Annotated in this window: 21 protein-coding genes; 5 read left to right on the forward strand and 16 right to left on the reverse strand. The window is 57.8% G+C overall.

Annotated elements, in window-relative coordinates:
- Positions 1 to 53 precede the first annotated feature (53 nt).
- Together Q0932_RS04700 and purF are read right to left on the reverse strand one after the other, a co-directional pair.
- A complete protein-coding gene (locus Q0932_RS04700; RefSeq protein WP_299350128.1) occupies positions 54 to 449 on the reverse strand; it encodes a DUF1801 domain-containing protein in 396 nt (131 codons plus the stop codon).
- Entirely contained in the window at positions 446 to 1,900 is a 1,455-nt protein-coding gene (gene purF, locus Q0932_RS04705; RefSeq protein WP_299350634.1) for an amidophosphoribosyltransferase, read from the reverse strand. The genes Q0932_RS04700 and purF overlap by 4 nt, the downstream gene beginning before the upstream one ends.
- 209 nt (positions 1,901 to 2,109) lie before the next feature.
- Between purF and Q0932_RS04710 the strand changes: the two genes are divergently transcribed.
- A complete protein-coding gene (locus tag Q0932_RS04710) occupies positions 2,110 to 3,783 on the forward strand; it encodes an alkaline phosphatase family protein (RefSeq protein WP_299350130.1) in 1,674 nt (557 codons plus the stop codon).
- Between the two features lie 76 nt (positions 3,784 to 3,859).
- Here Q0932_RS04710 and Q0932_RS04715 read toward each other — a convergent pair whose 3' ends face one another.
- From Q0932_RS04715 to Q0932_RS04775, 13 genes are all read right to left on the reverse strand, one after another.
- Positions 3,860 to 4,411, reverse strand: a complete 552-nt coding sequence (locus Q0932_RS04715) for a CvpA family protein (protein WP_299350132.1) — start codon at positions 4,409 to 4,411, stop codon at positions 3,860 to 3,862.
- Between the two features lie 32 nt (positions 4,412 to 4,443).
- Positions 4,444 to 5,811, reverse strand: a complete 1,368-nt coding sequence (gene radA / locus Q0932_RS04720) for a DNA repair protein RadA (RefSeq protein ID WP_299350134.1) — start codon at positions 5,809 to 5,811, stop codon at positions 4,444 to 4,446.
- Between the two features lie 17 nt (positions 5,812 to 5,828).
- The gene (locus Q0932_RS04725) at positions 5,829 to 6,254 is read right to left on the reverse strand and encodes a paraquat-inducible protein A (RefSeq protein ID WP_299350137.1); all 426 of its coding nucleotides are present in this window, start codon (positions 6,252 to 6,254) and stop codon (positions 5,829 to 5,831) included.
- Positions 6,255 to 6,349: 95 nt separating this feature from the next.
- Positions 6,350 to 6,736: a hypothetical protein gene (locus Q0932_RS04730; protein ID WP_299350138.1), complete on the reverse strand. Its 387-nt coding sequence runs from the start codon at positions 6,734 to 6,736 to the stop codon at positions 6,350 to 6,352.
- Positions 6,737 to 6,967: 231 nt separating this feature from the next.
- Complete coding sequence (locus Q0932_RS04735) at positions 6,968 to 7,714, reverse strand: ATP-binding cassette domain-containing protein (protein WP_299350140.1); 747 nt, start codon at positions 7,712 to 7,714, stop codon at positions 6,968 to 6,970.
- Positions 7,711 to 8,493 (reverse strand): ABC transporter permease, encoded by a 783-nt coding sequence (locus tag Q0932_RS04740; RefSeq protein WP_299350142.1) that lies wholly within the window; start codon positions 8,491 to 8,493, stop codon positions 7,711 to 7,713. The genes Q0932_RS04735 and Q0932_RS04740 overlap by 4 nt, the downstream gene beginning before the upstream one ends.
- On the reverse strand, positions 8,490 to 9,524 hold the full coding sequence (gene alr / locus Q0932_RS04745) for an alanine racemase (RefSeq protein WP_299350144.1): 1,035 nt from the start codon (positions 9,522 to 9,524) through the stop codon (positions 8,490 to 8,492). The genes Q0932_RS04740 and alr overlap by 4 nt, the downstream gene beginning before the upstream one ends.
- 59 nt (positions 9,525 to 9,583) lie before the next feature.
- Positions 9,584 to 10,528 (reverse strand): 2OG-Fe(II) oxygenase family protein, encoded by a 945-nt coding sequence (locus tag Q0932_RS04750; protein ID WP_299350146.1) that lies wholly within the window; start codon positions 10,526 to 10,528, stop codon positions 9,584 to 9,586.
- A gap of 167 nt (positions 10,529 to 10,695) precedes the next feature.
- Positions 10,696 to 11,103, reverse strand: a complete 408-nt coding sequence (locus tag Q0932_RS04755) for a VOC family protein (protein WP_299350148.1) — start codon at positions 11,101 to 11,103, stop codon at positions 10,696 to 10,698.
- A complete protein-coding gene (locus Q0932_RS04760) occupies positions 11,103 to 12,590 on the reverse strand; it encodes a replicative DNA helicase (protein WP_299350150.1) in 1,488 nt (495 codons plus the stop codon). The genes Q0932_RS04755 and Q0932_RS04760 overlap by 1 nt, the downstream gene beginning before the upstream one ends.
- Before the next feature lie 221 nt (positions 12,591 to 12,811).
- Positions 12,812 to 13,492: an orotate phosphoribosyltransferase gene (locus tag Q0932_RS04765; RefSeq protein WP_299350152.1), complete on the reverse strand. Its 681-nt coding sequence runs from the start codon at positions 13,490 to 13,492 to the stop codon at positions 12,812 to 12,814.
- 75 nt (positions 13,493 to 13,567) lie between these two features.
- Complete coding sequence (gene pyrC, locus Q0932_RS04770) at positions 13,568 to 14,608, reverse strand: dihydroorotase (protein WP_299350153.1); 1,041 nt, start codon at positions 14,606 to 14,608, stop codon at positions 13,568 to 13,570.
- Positions 14,609 to 14,668: 60 nt separating this feature from the next.
- Complete coding sequence (locus tag Q0932_RS04775) at positions 14,669 to 15,613, reverse strand: phosphoadenosine phosphosulfate reductase (protein WP_299350155.1); 945 nt, start codon at positions 15,611 to 15,613, stop codon at positions 14,669 to 14,671.
- Positions 15,614 to 15,783: 170 nt separating this feature from the next.
- On the opposite strand from Q0932_RS04775, the gene Q0932_RS04780 reads away from it, so the two are divergent.
- Entirely contained in the window at positions 15,784 to 16,692 is a 909-nt protein-coding gene (locus Q0932_RS04780; protein WP_299350157.1) for a MoxR family ATPase, read from the forward strand.
- A gap of 5 nt (positions 16,693 to 16,697) precedes the next feature.
- A complete protein-coding gene (locus Q0932_RS04785; protein WP_299350159.1) occupies positions 16,698 to 17,963 on the forward strand; it encodes a VWA domain-containing protein in 1,266 nt (421 codons plus the stop codon).
- A 348-nt stretch (positions 17,964 to 18,311) separates the two neighbouring features.
- Here the strand turns inward: Q0932_RS04785 and Q0932_RS04790 are convergent, their stop codons facing one another.
- A complete protein-coding gene (locus Q0932_RS04790; protein ID WP_299350161.1) occupies positions 18,312 to 19,385 on the reverse strand; it encodes a hypothetical protein in 1,074 nt (357 codons plus the stop codon).
- A gap of 143 nt (positions 19,386 to 19,528) precedes the next feature.
- Here Q0932_RS04790 and Q0932_RS04795 point away from each other — a divergent pair, with 143 nt between their 5' ends.
- Entirely contained in the window at positions 19,529 to 20,497 is a 969-nt protein-coding gene (locus Q0932_RS04795; RefSeq protein WP_299350163.1) for an XdhC family protein, read from the forward strand.
- The gene (locus Q0932_RS04800) at positions 20,494 to 21,522 is read left to right on the forward strand and encodes a molybdopterin-binding protein (RefSeq protein WP_299350165.1); all 1,029 of its coding nucleotides are present in this window, start codon (positions 20,494 to 20,496) and stop codon (positions 21,520 to 21,522) included. The genes Q0932_RS04795 and Q0932_RS04800 overlap by 4 nt, the downstream gene beginning before the upstream one ends.
- Positions 21,523 to 21,529 lie beyond the last annotated feature (7 nt).

Raw genomic sequence — 21,529 nt, forward strand, 5'->3', positions numbered from 1 at the left:
CTTGCCGCACTGCAGCATTGCTGGTGGATTTTAGACGTTACCGCGTGGCCGGATTACAGTTTGTAAGTCTGTGTGCGATTTGAAAGGTAAGCAATTGCCTCTTCGGGGATGGGCTGGCCCAGCGGCAAATACAGCGCGCGGGTGCCTTCGTATCGGAATGTATCCGGGTAGAGGTTGCGCACCTGCTCCAGAAGATCTGTGCGACAGATGACAAACAGGCCGATCTCTTCAGCGTGTTTTGGTTTCCAGTCGATGCGCAGCGTGGTGCCTGTCTTGGTCAGGAACGACGGCTCGCCCCACTTCAGGTCTTCGGTCAGAGGCGCAACGTCCGGGTTGGTTGCGGCGGTGTCGTGGATGATCTGGCGGAGGGTATAAAAGCGGGTTTGCGCAAGCTCTGGCCACGTCTCGACGACGTTTTGAATTGGGTCTGAAAGAGCCGGGAGGCTCACTCGGCGGCCTTCATCTCAAAGCCTTTGTTCAGCATGTCTGCTGGCTCAACCGGGTATTCGCCTGAGAAACAGGCATCGCAATACTGCGGGCAAGAGGCGTCACGGCCGGACGCTTCACCCACGGCGCGATAGAGCCCGTCGAGCGAAATGAACTTGAGGCTATCCACCGCCAGATGTTCTGCCATTTCGTCTTCGGTCATCGTGGCCGCCAACAGCTTGTCGCGTTGTGGCGTGTCGACGCCATAAAAGCAGGGCCAGGCCGTGGGGGGCGAGGCAATGCGGAAATGCACTTCTGCCGCGCCCGCATCAAGGATCATTTCTTTGATCTTGCGGCTGGTGGTGCCACGCACAACCGAGTCATCCACAAGAATCACGCGTTTGCCACGGATCAGCGATCGGTTGACGTTCAGCTTGAGACGCACACCCATGTTGCGGATCTGCTCGGTCGGCTCAATAAAGGTCCGGCCCATGTATTGGTTGCGGATAATGCCCATGCCAAAGGGAATGCCGCTCTCATGGGCAAAGCCGATCGCAGCTGGGGTGCCGCTGTCCGGCACGGCGCAGACCAAATCCGCGTCGACGGGGTTTTCACGGGCAAGTTCCACACCGATCTGGCGGCGGGTCTCATAGACCGACTGCCCGCCGATGATGGAATCAGGGCGCGAGAAGTAGACGTGCTCGAAGATACAGAATTTGGAAGGTTGAGGACGGAAGGGGAACGATGACTCTACTCCGCCATCTTCGGTGATGACCACCATTTCACCGGGTTTGATCTCGCGCAGGTATTCGGCGCCGATGATATCAAGACCGCAGGTTTCCGAGCTGAGCACCCAGCCTTCGCCGAGGCGGCCAAGAACCAGCGGGCGGACCCCGTGGGGGTCGCGCACACCGATCAACTTGGTGCGGGTCATCGCGACAACTGAAAACGCGCCTTCAACGCGTCGCAGGGCGTCTTCCATGCGTTCGGGGATGTTGCGCTGCAGGGACCGTGCCATCAGGTGGATGATGCACTCTGAGTCGGACGAAGATTGAAAGATTGATCCGCGTTCAATCAACTCTTTGCGCAGGGCTTCGGCATTCGTGATGTTGCCGTTATGGGCGATTGCGGCTCCGCCCATTGAAAACTCGCCAAAGAAGGGCTGGACGTCGCGGATGGCTGCGCCTTTGGACCCGGCAGTGCTGTAACGCACATGCCCGATCGACAAGGGACCGGGCAGGGTTTTCATCAGGCTTTCTTTGGTAAAGTTGTCACGCACATAGCCAAAGCGGCGGGCATTGTTGAAACCGTGTTCGGGATGGTGGCAAACGATGCCTCCGGCTTCCTGACCTCGGTGTTGCAGGGCGTGTAAACCAAGGGCGACGAAGTTGGCAGCATCCTTGAGGCCAATGACGCCAAAAACGCCACACTCCTCTTTCAGCTTGTCATCATCAAACGGGTGGGCAGGCGGCATATGCTTGGACAAGGCGAGTGGCTCCGAATCCGTGTTGGCAGGCTTGCGCCTCTCATAAGGGGTTGCGCGCCATATGTCACGAAAGGATCACATCCGAAAGTGTCGCGAATGTCGCTGGCGGGAATTTGGCCGAAAAATGATGTGCTTGTGCTGAGGGCGCACTATCTTGATGCAAAGCAAAGAAAGACCAAGAAACAGGAGTGCACAGCATGATCCGAAACCTGACTTGTAGTTTGATGATGGTCGGCGCGCTGGCCGTGCCCGGAATAGCCGTGTCCGAGACACCGAAGTTGATTGTGCAAATCACCGTGGATGGACTGCGCGGTGACCTGCTGCACCGCTACATGGACAGTTTCGGCCAAGAGGGCTTTCGACGCCTGATCGACAATGGCGTCTGGTACACGGATGCCCATCACATGCATGCCAATACCGAAACCATCGTTGGTCATGCGACGCTCGCCACAGGGGCGCATCCCTCTGAGCACGGCATGATCGGCAATGCCTGGTTTGACCGTTCAGACGGGCGACTGGGCTATAACATCGAGGATGAGAATTATCCTTTGTTGCCGTTGCCGGGATTTGGCGGCGATGGGATTCAGGTGGATCCTTCTCAGGCGGCTGCGGGCACTGATGGGCGCTCGCCGGTCAATATCCTGGCGTCGACTTTTGGGGATGAGCTTTACAAAGCAAACAATGGGCGCTCCAAGGTGATCGGAATTTCCGGCAAGGACCGCTCAGCTGTAGCCATGGCGGGACATGTGGGCAAAGCCTATTGGATGTCGACGTCAACCGGCGCGTTTCAAACCAGCAGATTTTATCACGACGCCTATCCCGAGTGGGCTGCGGCGTGGAATGCGGCCAAGCCTGCGGATGCGATGGCGGGCAAGGCATGGGACTTACAGAGCCCGCTGGACAGCTACCTTTTGGCAGAAAATGATGACCGCCCCTATGAGACGGACCTCAAAGGCTTTGGCCGCACCTTTCCACATCCCTATGGCGCCCCAGAGGATGGCATTTACTATACGCAGGTTCTGGTAAGTCCCTTTGGCGACGTGTTGACGGCTGAGTTTGCCAAGGCCGCTTTGGTTGGCGAAGACCTCGGCCAAGACAAATATACTGACTACCTTTCAGTCAGCTTTTCCGGCGTGGATGCCACCAACCATTTCTTTGGGCCTTCAAGCCTTGAGAACGAAGAGGTTGTGCGTGCCTTGGATCGCACGCTCGCGGAGTTCCTGAGCTTTGTTGACAGCGAAGTGGGCGCATCCAATGTGCTTTATGTCTTGTCTGCGGATCACGGAATGCCGGAGTTTGCCGAGTTCATGCAGGAACAGGGTCATGTGGTGCACCGCAACACCAACGATGGCTTGAAAACCGAGTTGAACACTGGGCTTGCTGATGCGTTTGGTGTGGATCAGGCTATCAAGGATATTTTTCGCCCCTACATCTATCTGGATCACGAGGCCATTGCCGCGGTTGGCGCTGATACCCGGGCAATAGAGCGGTTTATCGTTGATCAGCTTCTGGCGACTCCCGGAATTGCCATGGCCATGCCTTCGGTGCCTTTTGATGAGCAGCGTGGGGATTATCTTGAAGAGTCGATCCGGCGCAATTTTCACCCGCTGCGGTCGGGTGATATCTATGTCGCTCAAGCGCCGTATTCCTTCCTTATGGACGATGGGCCCATCGGGGTGATGCACGGCTCGCCGTGGCGCTATGATACCCACGTGCCGGTGATCTTTTCGGGTCCAGGGATCAAACCTGCGATTGTTGCGCGTCAGATTGCGACCGTGGATGTGGCTGTCACGTTGGCCGCGATGTTTGGTACAACCATGCCAAGCGGGGCGGCGGGTCAGGTTCTGGAGGACGTGTTTAGCCGCCCCTAGGCACTGTAACCCCCAAGAATAGTAAAAGCCCGCGGTATCAGCGCGGGCTTTTGTATTTGAGGGTAGGAACGATTGCCTATTCGCAGCTGCCCACCAGATCCTCATATTGCTGGGTGATCCAACCCAGCGCCTGCGCCGGGTCGCGTTCTTCGATCTGGCCTGTGATGCGGCTAAAGACCTTGGCTGACCGGCTGTCGTCCACCATTGGGAATGTCTGTGAGGTTGCCACGGTCTCGTAAACGAAAAATGCAATGGCGACCAACAGGATGCCGCGCAGAACTCCGAACAAGAACCCCATGCCCTGATCCAATCCGCCGAGCGCCGAGCGCTGGACGAGGGAAGAGAACAATGGTGTGAACAGTGAGACAACGACCAGTGCCAGTGCGAACACTGCCGCAAAGGACGCGATCACTGACAATTCGCAGCTTTCGCCCAGAAAATCGCCGACGACCGGGATCTCTTTGACCAGAGGCACGACGCGTGGCGCAAAGATGAATGCAAGCACAGCGGCAGCGATCCATCCCACGATGGCCATGCCCTCGCGCACAAGCCCCCGGCTATAGGCCAGTAGGGCCGAGACGATGATGACACCAGCCACCACGCCGTCAATCAGTGTAAAACCTTCCATGCGCTTTCCGTATCCTTGAGCCCACCTGGGCCTTAACCTGCACCAAACACCTCACCAACAAAAGTGGTCAAATCTCCCATTCGGTTCAGCGATATGCCGCTGGTTTCCGGAGTCTTGCCACCTTTCGGAGCGATTGCGGACGTGAAACCAAGTTTTTGCGCTTCTTTCAACCTGTTTTCTGTCTGGCCGACCGCCCGAAGGGCACCTGAGAGGCTGATTTCGCCAAAAACAACAGTGTCAGCGGGCAAAGCAGCATCTTCCCGCGCAGACAAAAGGGCGGCTGCCACGGCGAGATCGGCGGCGGGTTCATTGATTTTCATGCCACCGGCCACGTTCAGGTAGACGTCCAGCCCGGTAAAGGGGACGCCACAGCGCGCTTCCAAAACCGCCAGGATCATGGCGAGGCGTCCACTGTCCCATCCCACAACGGTGCGCCGGGGTTGAGAGTGTGGAGAGGGCGCAACAAGGGCCTGCAGTTCGATCAGGACTGGGCGGGTGCCTTCGATCCCGGCAAAGACCACGCTTCCAGGGCTGGGTTCCCCTCGGTCCGAGAGGAACAGCGCCGAGGGGTTGGTGACCTCGGCCAAACCTTTGCCGGTCATCTCGAAAACGCCAATCTCGTCAGCAGGACCAAAGCGGTTCTTGACCGCGCGCAGGATTCTGAACTGGTGGCCTCGTTCGCCCTCAAAGTAGAGAACGGTGTCGACCATGTGTTCGACCACGCGGGGGCCGGCAATCTGACCTTCCTTGGTGACGTGCCCCACAAGGATCACGGCCATATTCTTGCGTTTGGCAAAACTTGTCAGCTCATGCGCGGCTGCGCGCACCTGTGAGACGCTGCCCGGCGCGCTGCCGACGTTGTCGGACCACATAGTCTGGATGGAATCAATGATGGCCAGTTGCGGCTTTTCGGCCTCGAGCGTGGTCAGGATATCGCGCAGATTGGTCTCGGTTGCCAATTGCACGGGCGCCGAGGTCAAATCCAGCCGTTGCGCCCGCATGCGGACCTGAGCGCTGGCCTCTTCGCCCGACACATAAAGGGTCTTGAGGCCCTGTTTGGCGAAATTTGCCGCCGCCTGAAGCAATAGCGTGGATTTCCCGATGCCGGGATCTCCGCCCACAAGCACCGCACTGGCAGGCACCAACCCGCCACCCAGAACCCGGTCCAATTCCGCCAAGCCACTATTGGTGCGCGGGGGCGGAGTTTCCTCGGTTCGCAGATCGGTCAGGGTGATCGAGCGACCCTTGCTGCTGCCCAGACTGGCCGCGGCGGGGCCTGCCGACAGGGGCGTGTCCTCGACAATGGTGTTCCACTCGCCACAGGCGTCACACCGCCCGGACCATTTGTTGGTGATATTGCCGCACGCGGTGCAGGAGAACTGGGTTTTTGATTTTGCCATGTTCTCGTTTTGGACCACTACCGCTTGCGCGTCAAATGGCTAATGCCGATTGAGGCCAGAACACAGGCCGTAAAGAGATAAAGTCCCCAGCCGGTTTCCACGGTGACGTAGCCCGTCCCTTTGACCAGCACGACGTAAAGCGCGATCAGGAAGACGTCGGCCATCGCAAGTTTCCCGAGGATTTCCAGCGCAGGCAGCACCCGCCGCCGCATTTGCCCAAAGTGAATGAGCGCCAGACCAATGGTCTTCATGTAAGGCGCAAAAATCGCAAAGAAGGTGACCAACAACGCCAGCGCCGGGTCCGTGTCCCATAAGGATTGCAGGCCTGAGATGATCGAGATTTCTGACAACCCGAAGATCGGCAAAAGCCCGGCCCGCAACAGCGGAGCAAACCACGCGATGGGAAACAGGATCAAGAGGGCAAGGTTGGCGATACGCAGCATATGTGCACTTTCGATAGTGTTTTGGCGACCTAGTCACGATTGACGCGCGCCTCAAGCCGTCCCAATGGGGAAAATCGCGCACTCTGCGCCACGCCTTAGTGCATAAAGTTGACCTGACTAAGCACAAGTCCCGCAAAACACACAGCGCCCCACAACAGTGCCGTCACAATCGCGAGCCAGCGAAAGCGTTGCCCCTCGGGCCATTTGATCACCGCCAAAATCAAGCCAAGCGCCATCAAACCCGCGACTGCCAAAAGCGTCGCATCGCCGGACAGTCCAGGAGGGATCCAGTCGAGATCGGGCAGGTCGATCCCGATGTCATATTGAAACTCCCAAAGCATGATCAGGCCCATGTAAACTGCAAGCCCCATAAGAGCACTGCCGATAAGCCGCCGGGTTTTCAGCATGACATAGCCGAAATAGGCGGTCAGAGCGGTGACCACGGGCGGTACAAATAGAATGAGAATGCCGAGAATGAGCAAAACAAGACCCCCACGTCAATCATCGTCTGGATAGAAGATGACACTCTCCTGCTGGATTGTCGATTGATGGCTGCGTGGTGTGACCGCAGTAGTCAAGTTAGGAGGAAGCAGAGCAAAAATTTTGGAAGTCTTTTCAAGTGACTTCGAGCTCAGTTGGTGCTTGGAAAGGCCCTAATTAGAGCAAAAGACTGTTGCTACGTATAACGCCGCACACGTGGAGGCGTATGTGCCTCATCTTACCGCCTCAATCGGTCCCTCTGCGCTGCCGGAGATGAATTGCTCCAGATAGGGATCGCCAGAGTTGTCCATCTGGCCTACCGGGCCGGTCCATTGGATCACGCCGTCATGTAGCATGGCGACCTTGTCGGCGATGGCGCGGACAGATGTCATGTCGTGGGTGATGGTCATTGCTGTGGCGCCCATTTCCACAACAATTTCGCGGATCAACTCGTTGATAACCCCGGACATAATCGGATCGAGTCCGGTGGTGGGTTCGTCGAAAAAGATGATCTCGGGTTCTGCCGCAATCGCGCGGGCAAGGCCCACGCGTTTTTGCATGCCGCCGGACAGCTCAGAGGGGAAGAGGTCGGCAACATCGGGTGTCAGCCCGACGCGGCGCAGTTTCTCAACAGCGATCTCGCGTGCCTCGTCCTTGGGGCGCTTCAGCGAGCCACGCAACAGGCGGAAGGCCACGTTTTGCCAGACGGTCAGGGAATCGAACAGCGCGCCGCCCTGAAACAACATGCCAAAGCGGGCGAGAAAGGCGTCCCGGTCGCCCTGGGTGGCGTCCTTGCCGTCAACGGTGATGGTGCCGCTGTCAGGGGTGATCAGGCCCAGAACGGATTTCAGCGCCACGGATTTGCCAGTGCCGGACCCGCCAATGATCACCATCGATTCACCCTTAGGGATCTCAAGGTTGACCCCCTGCAGAACCCGTTTGGGGCCGAAAGATTTATGAACGTCGGTAAAGGTAATCATGTGGTGAAAAACAACGATGTGAGCAGGAAGTTCGCGGCGAGGATCAGAACGGCAGCGGCTTGAACCGATGCTTTGGTGGCACGACCCACGCCTTGGGCGCCACGGCCAGAGTTCATGCCGTAATAGCAGCCCATCGTCGCGGCGATGCCACCGAAGACTGCACCTTTGATGAGGGACGAGATGATGTCAGATTGTTGAAGAAAATCAACGGTGTTACGGACGTAAGTTGAAGGGTTGAAGCCCAGCTGCTGTGTGCCGACCAAAAAGCCGCCGTAGATGCCGATGATGTCGCCGATTGCCACCAGCACCGGCACTACAAGGATTGCGGCCAAGAGCCTTGGCGCGGTCAGGTATTTCATCGGATGGGTGGAAAGGGTTGTCAACGCGTCGATCTGTTCGGTCACTTTCATCGTAGCGATCTCAGCCGCAATTGACGAGGTCACGCGGGCGGCAACCATGAGGCCTACAAGCACAGGGCCCAACTCGCGCACCATGCCGATGGCGACGATCTGCGGCACCACAGCTTCGGCCGAAAACCGGCTGCCACCGTCAAAGATTTGCAACGCCAAGGCACCGCCAGTGAAGATGGCGGTCAGACCGACAACGGGCAGTGAGAGCCAGCCGATGTTCAACAGCGCCATTGCAAACTCACGGCCATAAAACGGCGGGCGGAAGATGTGGGTGATGGCCGAAACCGCAAAAATCGTCACCTGTCCGATCAGCGCAAACAAGGCCATCGTTGCGCGCCCGAGTGCGGCAAGAGGGGCAGTCAGGATCATGATTTGTACCGCCGTCCATAGCGTGCGCCCAGCGACGTCAGGATTTCATAGCCTATTGTGCCCGCCGCTTCGGCCACGGTGTCCACCGATTGATGCGTACCCAACAGCTGCAGGCTTGTGGGCTCTTCATCAAGGTCGGTGACATCGACGCCAATCATGTCCATCGAGATACGTCCGATGACTTTGCAAGGGTCATCCTGCGCGTGCAGAACTGCGTTTTCGCCCATGGCACGGAGGATGCCATCGGCATAACCGGCCGCAATGGTTGCGACTCGGCTTGGGCGCTCTGCAAGCCATGTATTTGAGTATCCCACGCTTTCTCCCGGTTCGACATCCCGTATCTGGATCACGGGAAGGTCGAGCTGTGCGACCGGTGTCGCATCAACAAAGGGCAGGCCCCCATAGAGGCCCACACCGGGGCGCGTGAGGTCAAAGTGATAGTCATCCCCCAACAGGATGCCGCCCGTGGCCGCAAGCGAGCGGGGCACGTCCAGCCCGTCCGTCATCTCGTGGAAAGCTGCCAGTTGGCGCGGGTTCATCGGATGCTCTGGATCGTCAGCACAGGCCAGATGCGACATCAGCAGCGTTGGTCCCATTTCCAAGGCAATGTCTTTCAGAGCGTCCCATTCGGCGGGCTCCATGCCCAGTCGGTTCATACCGGTATCAAGCTGCACGCCAAAGGGCGTGTTGGGCAGGGCCTCAAAATGGCGCAGCATCTGCTCGGCGCTGTTCAGCATCGGGGTCAGAGTCATGTCCGCGATCATATCAGTGTCACCGGACATATGACCGGAAAAGACGTTGATTTCCGGCCCCGGGCCCAAAGCTTCGCGCAAAGACGCACCTTCTTCGGTTGCGGCCACGAAAAAACGGGTGACACCAGCTTGCAAAAGCGCGCGTGCCACACGGTCGGCGCCCAACCCATACCCATCGGCCTTGACCACGGCAGCGGTTTCGCAGGCGGTCATCGCATCAAGCGCGCGCCAGTTGTCGATCAGGGCGGGGAGGTCAATTGTCAGGGTCGCGGTAGCCATGAGGGTTTGTCGAACGCGTGGGCGTTGAGGTCAAGGGGGAAAGCCACGCAATCGGTGTCTCAGGGCGCACCCTTGTGGGCGTCATAGGCGGCTTCCAACTCGCCACGTAGAAAATCGTCAAAGCCGATCGGTTGGAACCGCGCGGTTCCTGTGCCCGGTTGCGGTGAGATCTCTGTAGCGACGTTTGGGTCATAGAAGAACGGGCAGGAATAGCGCTCGCGGCCCGACCTGTTGATGACACGGTGGGGCGTCGACAAAAGCCGACCGTTTGAAAGACGATGCAGCATATCACCAACATTGACCACAAAACTGCCGGGAATGCGCGGCGCATCCACCCAATTGCCTGCGGGGGTGCGTACCTGCAGGCCGCCAACATCGTCCTGAGCCAATATCGTCAAACAGCCAAAATCAGTATGTGGGGCTGACCCAAATAAATCATCTGGGGCCTGTGCAGGGGCTGGTGGATAGTGCAACAGGCGCAGCCAAGTTGTCGGGGTCTCAAACGCAAACATAATCGACAGATCGGTCACGCCCGCGGCCTGCAAAGCAACCTGCATCAGCGCATAGCCCAGCTGCGAAAGGGCCTGGGTGTAAGCCTCAAGTACACCGCGAAATTCGGGCAGGTCGGGCCATTGGTTGGGGCCAGAAAGAAATTGGCCGGGAATTTCAACGGCATCCTCGCGCATCATCATAAAGCTGGCGGACTGGTTGGGTTTGGTGACTTCGGCCAGCGTGGAATTGACATCGGTCGAGGTGTCGATGGGGATATAGCCGCGGTGGTTTCGATCAACGCTAATGGCCATTTTTGCGTCCATCGGCAGGGCGTGAAACCTTCGGGACGCGTCAAACACCGCCTCAACCAGCGCCGGGTCGATGCCGTGGTTGACGATGTAGCCAAAGCCGGTTGTGCCATAGGCCTTGCGAAAGGCATCAATCAGGGTGGTCTGATCGCCATCGTACAGGGCCGAGGCGTCAATTACAGGAATATCTGTGAACTCTGTCATGGTCTTCTCTCCGTTTTCCAAAAGGGTGGCGAACAGAGAGTGTGCTATCCCGCAAAGCGTTTGCGACGGAAACCGAAGTGGCGGGGCAGGGTCGCCCGTTCAAAGAAAAGACATGAGTGTGCCATGACGCGAGTTGAACGCGCCCGAGGGCGGTCCGTCAAGCCTCTTCAGTAGAGGGTAACGTCTGATCGACCGAAATACTCAGCAAGTCGCGTTTCAAGTGAACCGACATGCAATTCCAGCTTGTGACCGTCCGGGTCGAGGAAATAGAGCGAGGCGCCTTCCGAGGTGTTGTCTTTCCACAAGAGGGCCCGTGCGGAAATCTGAGCAGACAGGGCCTCGAAATCCTCTTGTGCGCAGTCCAGAGCAACATGGCTATCATCGTCCCGTCGCGTTGGGTGCCCTTGCTCAAGACACAGCCAAAGCGGGCCGATTTCGACATACGCCCCACGCGTCCACTTTGCGCGAAGAGTGGCATTCAACGCATTGGTATAAAATGAAATAGATCGATTCAAATCTGCGCAAACCAGGGTGATGTGGTTCACCCCGCGCAGGCTTGGTTGACTTGGTGTCATCAGAAGCTGTCGTCGGAGGGCTGTTGCCAGGACTTGGCCAAGTTGCCGAACCGGGTGAACTGCGCCTCAAAACTGAGGTCTACAGTGCCGATGGGACCGTGACGCTGCTTGCCGACGATAACTTCGGCTTTGCCGTGCAGGCTCTCCATCGCCTCAACCCATTCTGCCATGCGCTCAAGTTCGTGATCGCCGGGCTTTTCGCGTTCTTTGTAGTATTCCTCGCGGAACACGAACATCACCACGTCGGCATCCTGTTCGATTGATCCCGATTCCCGCAAGTCCGACAGCATCGGGCGTTTGTCGTCGCGGCTTTCGACCTGACGTGACAGCTGCGACAGAGCGATCACGGGGATGTTCAGCTCTTTGGCGATGGCCTTCATGCCCATCGAAATCTCGGCGATCTCGTTAACGCGGTTCTCAGATGTACCGCGGCAAAGCTGCAGATAGTCGATGATCAGCACGTCCAGACCATGAGTCCGCTTGAGACGGCGCGCACGGGCCGCGAGCTGCGAAATCGGCAGGGCTGGGGTGTCGTCGATAAAAAGCGGGCAGGCCTCAAGCTCTTTGGCGGCATCGACAAAGCGACGAAACTCGCCTTCGGTCAGATCACCCTGACGAATTTTATGCGAGGAAATCTCAGATGCTTCCGCAAGGATACGCGCGGCAAGCTGTTCAGCACTCATCTCAAGTGAAAAAAAACCCACGACGCCACCGTCAATCGCACCTTCGCTGCCGTCACTTTTCAGACCCTTTTTATAGGCCTTGGCGACGTTGAAGGCGATGTTAGTGGCAAGTGAGGTTTTGCCCATTGAAGGGCGACCGGCAAGGATCAGCAAATCCGAGGGGTGCAGACCGCCCAGCTGTTTGTCGAGATCAGTGAGCCCTGTGGACACACCTGCCATGCCGCCGCCACGCTCATAGGCTTGGTTGGTAACATTGACGGCCTCTGTCACAGCCTTGAGGAAGGACACGAAACCGCTGTCGGTTTTGCCCTGTTCCGAAAGCTTGTAGAGTGCCTGTTCCGCCTCGACGATCTGTTCTTTAGGCTCCAGCGCGACATCGGCTTTCTGGGCGCGGGTCGTGATATCATTGCCAAGGCCGATCAATTCGCGTCGGATCGCCATGTCATAGATCATTTGCGCATAATCACGCGCGGCAAATGCTGAGATCGCGGCGCCAGCCAGGCGCGCAAGATAAGCCGGGCCGCCCAGCTCTTTAAGGCCCTCATCATCTTCAAGGAAGGTTTTCAGCGTCACAGGTGAAGCGAGGTTGTTGCGGGCGATGCGGGCCGAGGCAACTTCAAAAATACGTGCATGTACGGGGTCGTAGAAATGCTCGGCCTTGATGATTGCGGCAATGCGGTCGTAGATATCGTTGTTGGTCAGGATCGCGCCCAGAAGCTGTTGTTCAGCCTCAATGGAGTGTGGCATCGGGTCTTCGGTTTCTGCCTCAGTGCCAGTTGCGTTGATATTCGCGATCTCGTTCATTTTGTCCCTCACTGCCCTTGATCTCAGCTTCTAGACTACGCCGAGCGCGAAGGGCAAATTGTATGTTCCTGTGGACGATCTGTGGATAAGTCAGGGCTGTCGGTTATCTACCACATTTGGGGGCTGATAGATAGGATCTGTCCACAAATAGTGGTGTTAGGCGGGGGCGCGCCCATCCTGGCTTGGGTGGGTCGGACAAATTTATCCGACCTAAGAAGCACTTACGACTTCATGCGCGCATCTTGCCAAGCGCGCGGGGCTTTGAGGAATGATTCCACTTCGGAAAGGGTCTCTTCGCTAAAGGCGTTTTGCGCGCGGGCTTCGGCGAGAACATCCCACCAGGTGCAAAGGTAATGCAGGTCGACGCCATGATCTCCGAGGGTCTTCGTGGTCTCGGGAAAGATGTCGTAGTAGAAAATCACCGCCGTGTGGCCGCAGGTGGCGCCCGTCTCGCGGATGGCGTCGACAAAGCTGAGTTTTGAGCCGCCATCGGTCGTTAGGTCTTCAACCAAGAGAACCCGTTCGCCTTCGCTCATGGCGCCTTCGATGCGGGCGTTCTTGCCGTAGCCTTTGGGTTTTTTGCGTACATAGGTCATGGGCAGAGCCATGCGCTCGGCTACGAGGGCTGCAAAGGGGATGCCCGCGGTTTCGCCGCCCGCGATGTTGTCAAAGGCCTCAAAGCCTGCATTGCGCATAACGGTCACGGTCAAGAAATCCATCAATGTCGCGCGGATGCGCGGAAATGAGATCAGCTTGCGGCAGTCAATGTAGCTGGGCGAGGGCAGGCCCGAGGCCAGTGTATAGGGCTCGTCCGTGTTGAAGTTCACCGCGCCGATTTCGAGCAGCATACGGGCCGTAAGGCGGGCCATTTCCTCTGGCGTGGGGTAGGAGGTGGGGATCATGAGAACATCCTGTGAGGTTGGCGCCGGTGGTGCGTGCAGATGCCTCCGGCGGGAGTATTTTTGCCAAAATGAAGGTCAGGTCACGTCCCAATAGACCGGGAATCCCGGGTCAAAGACGGTAACGGTGTGCTCTCCGGCGTCGATCTTTGCCGGGAAGATTGTAGCGGTATCTGACTTGGTGAGGGTGATCGTGTCTGCATTCACAGGCAGGCCATAAAAGGCAGGGCCGTGGCGCGAGATGAAGCCTTCGAGTTTGTCGAGCGCGCCTGCCTTTTCGAAGGTCTGCGCAAGAATGGCGAGCGCGTTGGGTGCAGTGAAGCAGCCAGCCGAACAGCATTCGGATTCTTTTGCGTGTGTCGGGTGGGGGGCGCTGTCTGTGCCCAAAAAGAACCGCGTGTCGCCCGAGGTGGCGGCGGCCAGCAAAGCCTCACGGTGATGGCCACGCTTGAGGATCGGCAAGCAGTAATAATGCGGGCGCATGCCGCCAACGAGCATGTCGTTGCGGTCCAGGATCAGGTGCTGAACGGTGATCGTAGCGCCAAGATCGTGGTCATTGGCCAGAACATAATCGGCGCCGTCTTTGGTCGTGATATGCTCCATAACGACACGCAGCCCAGGGGTGGCGCGGCGGATCGGATCAAGTACGCGATCAATGAACACGGCCTCGCGGTCGAAGATGTCGATCTCGGCGTCGGTCACCTCGCCGTGGACGCAAAGCGGCAGGCCGATCTCGGCCATTTTCTCAAGAACATCGCGCACGTTGTCAAAATTTGCGACACCGCTTGCAGAATTGGTGGTGGCGCCTGCCGGGTAGAGTTTAACAGCCTTTATCAGACCCGAGGCATGGGCTGCGGCGATATCTGCGGCATCGGTGTCCTCGGTCAGGTAACATGTCATCAACGGCTCGAATGAGCTGCCGTCCGGCATGGCGGCCAAGATACGCTCGCGGTAAGCTGCGGCCTGGGCACCGGTTACGACCGGAGGCACAAGGTTCGGCATGATGATCGCCCGTGCGAAATGGCGGGCGGTTTCAGGCAAGACGGCGCTGAGCATTGCGCCGTCGCGCAGATGCAGATGCCAGTCATCGGGGCGGGCGATGGTCAGGGATGTGCTCATGAGGGCCGATTACACAAAACCGGCTTGTGTTTCCAGTGGCAAAGACGCCGCGCGGTGTGGTTATCCAGCCAATCGCCCGTCCACCGCGTCTTTTGCAAGATTGTCGAGGGTCTTGGAAAAACGCGGTGCGGTCATTCGAGAAGTGACATTGGCGCAGAGCACTGCAGTTAACAAAACCCGTTCGTTCGCTTGCAGACGTCGCAGCAAAGTGCGCAGGTATGGGCCATAATCGCGCCGCGCCCGCAGCAGTTTGTAAAAGGAAGCGCGGGTGAGGGTTCCCACGCCGGCCTGCACCATGATTCGCAACAGGATTTGCATGTTCATCAATGCGGTTTCTGCCGGGCCGCCCATTGGCGGCATGGTCAACACATCAACATTGGCTTTGCGAAACAGGGCCGCATGCATGGCGTTTTCGGGCTCATCCGAAGAATAGATGATATGCGCCTTCTCGGCGGCCTCGATCATTTCCGGTGCATAGCCATAGCGGTCAGTAAAACACAGCTTTCGGGCCGACTTGTGGCGTTTGTCCCAGCCCGCCACCTCGGGTGACAAGGTCGCATGGGGATTCACGGCCACCACACGCGCTCCGGGGGCCGTGAGGGAATAGGTCGCAGCGGCATAGCCGCAAGACCCTGCACCGTAAAACAGTACGTGATCGAACTCATCAAAGAACCCGTCATCTGACAGGCGATCAAAAAACGCATAAACGGCTGGGTCGCGGAACCAGCTTTGGCCATGAGACAAGATGCAAAGGTGCGACCATCCCAATTCGCGCACAAGCTCAAATCCGAGCGGTTGGCCGGTATCTGCGCGTGACTGGATGCTCTCAATGGATTCAAATGTGACCACAAGCATTGGCTTATCTTCAACGAATGTCGCGAAATGATCTGGGCCGAGGGGCTGAAAATAGCCGTGTTCTTCAGCAATCTCTTCTATGTGTTCCAGCCACTCGGATGTGGCCAATCCCAACATGGGGGTATCAAAGCCGTTTGGTGCGTCCTGCATGTACTCATTCCCTGGTCGCTGGTCTTGGACACAGCGCGCCCTACACTATGCCTCTGACATAGGGGGCCAATAAGGCATAAATAGGGAACCGAGCGCGGTTTTGCAAAGATCACGCGCTTGACCGCGCCGGGCGGCACGTGCAGCCTGACGCGGAATAGGAGAGGGGCAAAATGCAGGCATTTGAGAGCATCGACGAGGTTCAATCAGGGCTGGAGCGACAGGGATACGTCTGTAACCGCGCCCTTGCGACCGTTGTTTTTCTGTCCCTCCGTCTGGGGCGACCCCTATTTCTGGAAGGAGAGGCAGGCGTCGGCAAGACCGAAATTGCCAAGGCGATTGCCGCAGCTCTCGGGCGCAACTTGATCCGTCTGCAATGTTACGAAGGCTTGGACGCGTCTTCGGCCGTTTATGAGTGGAACTTTGCCGCGCAGATGATTGCGATTCGCACCGCTGAAGCCTCCGGTCAGGCAGATCGTTCCATGTTGAACGCGGAACTCTTTGGCCCGGATTATCTGGTTGAGAGGCCACTGTTGCAGGCAATGCAGCCAGACCCTGCCGGGCCACCGGTTCTGTTGATCGACGAGTTGGATCGCACTGACGAACCGTTTGAGGCCTTTCTCTTGGAAGCGCTCAGCGATTTTCAGGTGACGATTCCCGAGATTGGTACGATCAAAGCGCCTGAGCCGCCCATCGTAATTGTCACGTCGAACCGGACCCGCGAGGTACATGATGCGCTTAAACGGCGGTGCCTCTATCACTGGGTCGATTATCCGAACTTTGATCGCGAGATCGCCATCCTGCAGTCGCGCGCGCCCGAGGCTGCCGAAGCCCTCAGCCGCGAGGTGGTGGCCTTTGTGCAGGCCTTGCGTGGCGAGGACCTGTTCAAGAAACCCGGTGTCGCGGAAACGATTGATTGGGCCAAGTGCCTGTTGGCGCTGGACGTCATAACGCTCAGCCCCGAATTGATCGCTGACACGTTGGGGGCAATTCTGAAGTATCAGGATGACATTGCCAAACTGCAGGGAGCCGAGGCGAAACGTGTGCTGGATCAGGCGCGCGCGACACTCGAACCAGCCTGACGCGCATGTCCGAAGCGGCCCACCTAGAAATTCCCGAGGATCCCCGGCTCACACACAATATCACGTGGTTCGCACGGGCGTTGCGTAAGGCCGGGCTGCGTATCGGGCCGGGTCGGATTATCGACGCAGTGCGCGCGGTTGAGGCGGCAGGTTTCACCTCAAAACAAGATTTCTATTGGACTTTGCACGCCTGTTTTGTGTCCCGGCCCGAACATCGCGCTGTGTTTGCTCAGGTTTTTCGCCTCTATTGGCGCGATCCTCAGTTTCTTGAGCATATGATGGCGGCACTGTTACCTGCAGTACGCGGCGTTCAGGAAGAGCGTGCGGCCAACGCGGGCGAAAAACGGGCAGCCGAGGCATTGCTGGATGGTGTTGAGCGCGATTTGCCTAAGACGTCTGAGCAAGAAAATGACGGTGAGACGCAGATCGAGATTGATGCGTCACTGACCATGTCGTCCGAGGAACGTCTGCGCAGCCTCGACTTTGAGCAGATGAGCACCGATGAGATCGCCGCCGCCAAACGTATGTTGGCGCGCCTGAACCTGCCCGTGAAACCCATTCTGTCGCGACGTGGGATACCTGATCTGCACGGAGCGCGCGCCGATTGGCGACGGACTCTGAGGGCGGCGATGCGTCAGGGGGGGGACATCCAGACTCTCTCTCGGCAAAAGCCACGTCCTCGCTGGCCCAATTTGGTGGTGCTCTGCGATATCTCCGGCTCAATGAGCCAATACAGCCGCATGGTTTTGCATTTTCTTCATGCCGTTGCGAACCAGAAAGGCGCGGGCTGGGCGCGTGTTTATGGCTTTACCTTTGGAACCCGGCTGACAAATATCTCGCGCCATTTGGCTACCCGTGACGTCGATCACGCGCTGGCCTCGGCCGGTGCCGAGGCTCAGGATTGGGAGGGTGGTACCCGCATTGGCGATTGCCTGCACAGCTTCAATCGCGATTGGTCACGACGGGTCATGGGGCAGGGCGCTGTTGTGCTGCTGATCACCGATGGTCTGGATCGTGGTGACCCAAAGGCTTTGGCGCGTGAGATGCAACGATTACACCTGAGTGCGCGGCGACTGATCTGGTTGAACCCTTTGTTACGCTGGGATGGTTTTGCCCCCAAAGCGCAGGGCATTCAAACAATGCTGCCGCATGTAGACAGTTTCCGAGCTGGCCATTCGATAGCCTCTTTGGAAGATCTTGCGTCAGCGATTTCGCGTCCCGACGATGCCGGGGAAAAGGCGCGTCTGATGGCGAGCCTCGGCGCAGGTTAAGACCGGGGACGTGCCTTGTTACACGTTGCGCATGGTCTTCTTTGCCGGTCGCTCTAAATGAACCCTTGGCCGTTATGGAACGCGCGAGGCGTCGGAACATCCGTTCCCGCGCCAAGGTCACTCTCGGGACCTCCAATTGGTGCCGACATAGCTGGTCAAATGCTCTTATGGGGGCGTACCCGGGCATCGCTTGGGGTCTGTCCGCCCCACAGCTATGGCCTCGGGCTTTAGGTGTGGGGTTACCCTGCTAGGGGACGCAACCAAGAGGGTCACAGGTCCGGTATCTACGGGATCTGGGCCGGCTCTCCCCCAGGAGCCGGCCAAAGCCACAACCCCCATCGTTTTTGTCTATTGCGAGTTTTCGGCAAGCATTTCCATAGCCTCGTGCGAGCCAAAGAGGCTAAAGGCAAAAGTTCTGGCCTGAGCATTTGACGTTGTTGCACGGGTCTGAAAGCGAAAAACGATGGCGGCTCCGGCTTTGATGGCCTCCAAAGAAGACTCCCTGCTGTCTCGGGGAAGCGTCAGCACTATCCGCTGAATTTGGCTGCCCGCAGCGTCTTTATCAGATGTTATGCAACTGTCTTGCTGGCAGGACATAACAGGGATCTGAACCAGATCACCGTTGCCAGGGTCCACGTGGACGTCAAAAAACCGCACAATAGGATCGGCTGAGACGACGCTCATTCCCAGCAACAAGCGATTGAACAAGGGGTCAACACCAACAAAGACCCGCCCCAATGGAAGACCGCGATCGAAGTATTCCCAATAGGCCATCCGCATGCCGCTGAAATGCGTGCTGTATTGGGTGAAGCTCCACGGATGTTGATTGGGGTGAGGTCGGCTTGTGGGGATGCTCGCCTGTTCTAGTTGATCTCTTAGCCGTTCGATGTCTTTTCCATCGGCCCCTAACTCCAACGCCAAGTGTAACATCTCGCGAGCCCGTGTCGGATTTTTGGGCATGTGCGTCCCGCTGACGTACTCAAGCCCCAGCGCGATCGCTGCGCCACCATATTGCTGTCGCATTGCGCGATAGAAATAGTCATGCGCATAGTCGTGATCCTGCACCACCAAAAGCCCTTTGGTAAGTCGCTTGGCATAGTTCAACAGGGCGATTGGGTAGCCAGCCTGCGCAGACCCGTATTGTAAATCCACTGCAGCACTTTGAGGGTAATCTTTGTAGTTACATTTTTTGGTCAGGATGAGCCAAGCCATGCTGTTCATCGCAACCGGATGGTTTTCCATCATTGCTTTGCTACGCAATTCCTCAATCGCACCTCTATCTTCTTGGCACGCGCGTTTTGAGAGAGCTGAGTAATACTCACGCTGCTCTTGCAACTGAGGTTCAAGGGTCTCAGCCAAAGCGGGTGTTGCGATTGCAAAAAACAGGACAAGGCGAGCGGCGTGCAAGATGGGGTAAGGCATTCTGGTGTCCTCTAGCGTGTTTGCCCCAAAATTTGTCAGCTTTTTGTCTCATGTCAATTCCATGTCCATGGGGTTGAGTGGCAGCTCTGGCTTGTCTTCAACGCACTCAAAGCCCATCTTGTGGCTCTATGAATGAGGATGACATGAAACACACTGCACGAGGTGCCCCGGAACTGGCACTGGATTGGCACCGCGCAGGACGTGGGGCTGCTCTGGCGACTGTGATTGAGACATGGGGATCAGCACCGCGTCGCACGGGGTCTCAGATGGTGGTCTCCGGGGATGGACAGATCGAGGGATCGGTGTCTGGCGGCTGTGTCGAAGGCGCGGTGATGGTCGAAGCCTTGGAGTCACTTGAGGATGGCAAGGGGCGGTTGCTGGAGTTTGGTGTCAGCGACGGAGATGCTTTTGCTGTTGGACTGGCCTGCGGAGGAACTATCCGGGTTCTGGTGGAACCCGTGGGCGCAGTGTTGGCAGAAGATGTTTTGCAGGAGCTGGTCACCGCACGGGCAGAGCGGCGCCCCGTCGCCTATGTCTGCGATCCGTCGACTGGTGGTGGGATGTTGACCTGCGAGGGTCATGAAACGCAGTTTCGAATGGACCGATCAGGCGTCGAAGAGAGCGGCGAATTTGTTGCCATTCATAACCCGCCTTTGCGAGTTGCCATTGTCGGAGCCGTGCATATCGCGCAGGCGCTAGTCCCAATGGCGCGGATTGCAGGCTATGATCCAATTATCGTCGATCCGCGCAGTGCATTTGGCTCTGAGGCGCGGTTTCCCGGCGAAACCATCTTGGAAGACTGGCCGGACGAAGCCATGCAACAGATTGGGCTGGATACCCGAACCGCGCTGGTTTTGCTGACCCATGATCCCAAACTGGACGATCCGGCGCTGCAGATCGCCCTGCGATCAGACGTGTTCTACATCGGTGCGCTGGGCTCAAAACGCACCCATGCATCGCGCGTGCAGCGGCTCTCCGAGGCTGGGTTCTCAGAGACTGAGATCGCACGCATTCACGGCCCCGTTGGCTTGGACATCGGGGCAGCAAGCCCATCTGAGATTGCCCTGTCGATCCTGTCTGAAATGGTTCAGGTTCTGAGGATGGGCGCATGAGGTTTGGCCCTGTCGTGCTGGATCAGGCAGAGGGCGCAGTTCTGGCCCATTCTCTGCGTGCCTTGGACCGTCCTTATGACATGCAAATGACCTATCGAATTGCAAAGGGGACACGGCTTACACGAATCCACATTGATGATCTTGCCGCCGAAGGTCACGAGACTGTGGTTGTGGCATTCCTTGAGGCTGGCGATGTGCCTGAAGACAGGGCAGCGGAACGCCTCGCGCAGGCTATTCTGACTGCGTCTAAGGGGCATGGACTTCGGGCCTCAGGCGCAGGTGCCGGGCGGGTCAACCTCTATACCACGGGCTGCGGCGTGGCCCGGGTGGATGCAAAGATCATCAACGCCATCAATGCGATTGACCCGATGATAACGATCGCTACGGTTCCCGATTTCCACCGGGTAGATGCTGACGGGATGATCGCCACGATCAAAATCATTTCCTACGCGGTCCCCGAGACCAATCTGGTCAAAGCCTGCGACATTGCCCAGGGTGGCCTGCGTGTAGCGCCGCCGGTTTTTGGTTCTGCCACGCTTATCGAGACAACGGTTGGGCCCGAGGCGCCGTCTGATAAGGGGCGAAGCGCTATGTTGGGGCGCGTTCAGCGCATGGGCATGATGCTTCAGGATCGCGTTTTGGTGCCACATCGCCCGGAGTCTTTGGCGGATGCGATCCAGAGCGCCACGGGCGAGATCGTTTTTGTTCTTACTGCCTCTGCCACGTCTGATGTGCATGATGTGGCGCCTGAAGCCGTGCGTCTTGCGGGCGGCGAGATTGAGCGGTTTGGCATGCCTGTTGATCCGGGTAATCTGTTGTTTCTGGGCCGTTGCAAGGGGCGTCCGGTGATCGGGCTGCCGGGTTGTGCACGCTCTCCGGCGCTGAACGGCGCAGATTGGGTTCTGGAACGGATCATCTGCGGAATTGATGTTACGGCGTCCGATATTGCTGCAATGGGAGTCGGCGGCTTGCTCAAGGAAATCCCGACTCGCCCCATGCCGCGCGAGCGTGTTGAGCGGGGTTAGAAGGCTT

It is taken from the genome of uncultured Shimia sp., from assembly GCF_947498095.1.
Lineage (GTDB): Bacteria > Pseudomonadota > Alphaproteobacteria > Rhodobacterales > Rhodobacteraceae > Shimia.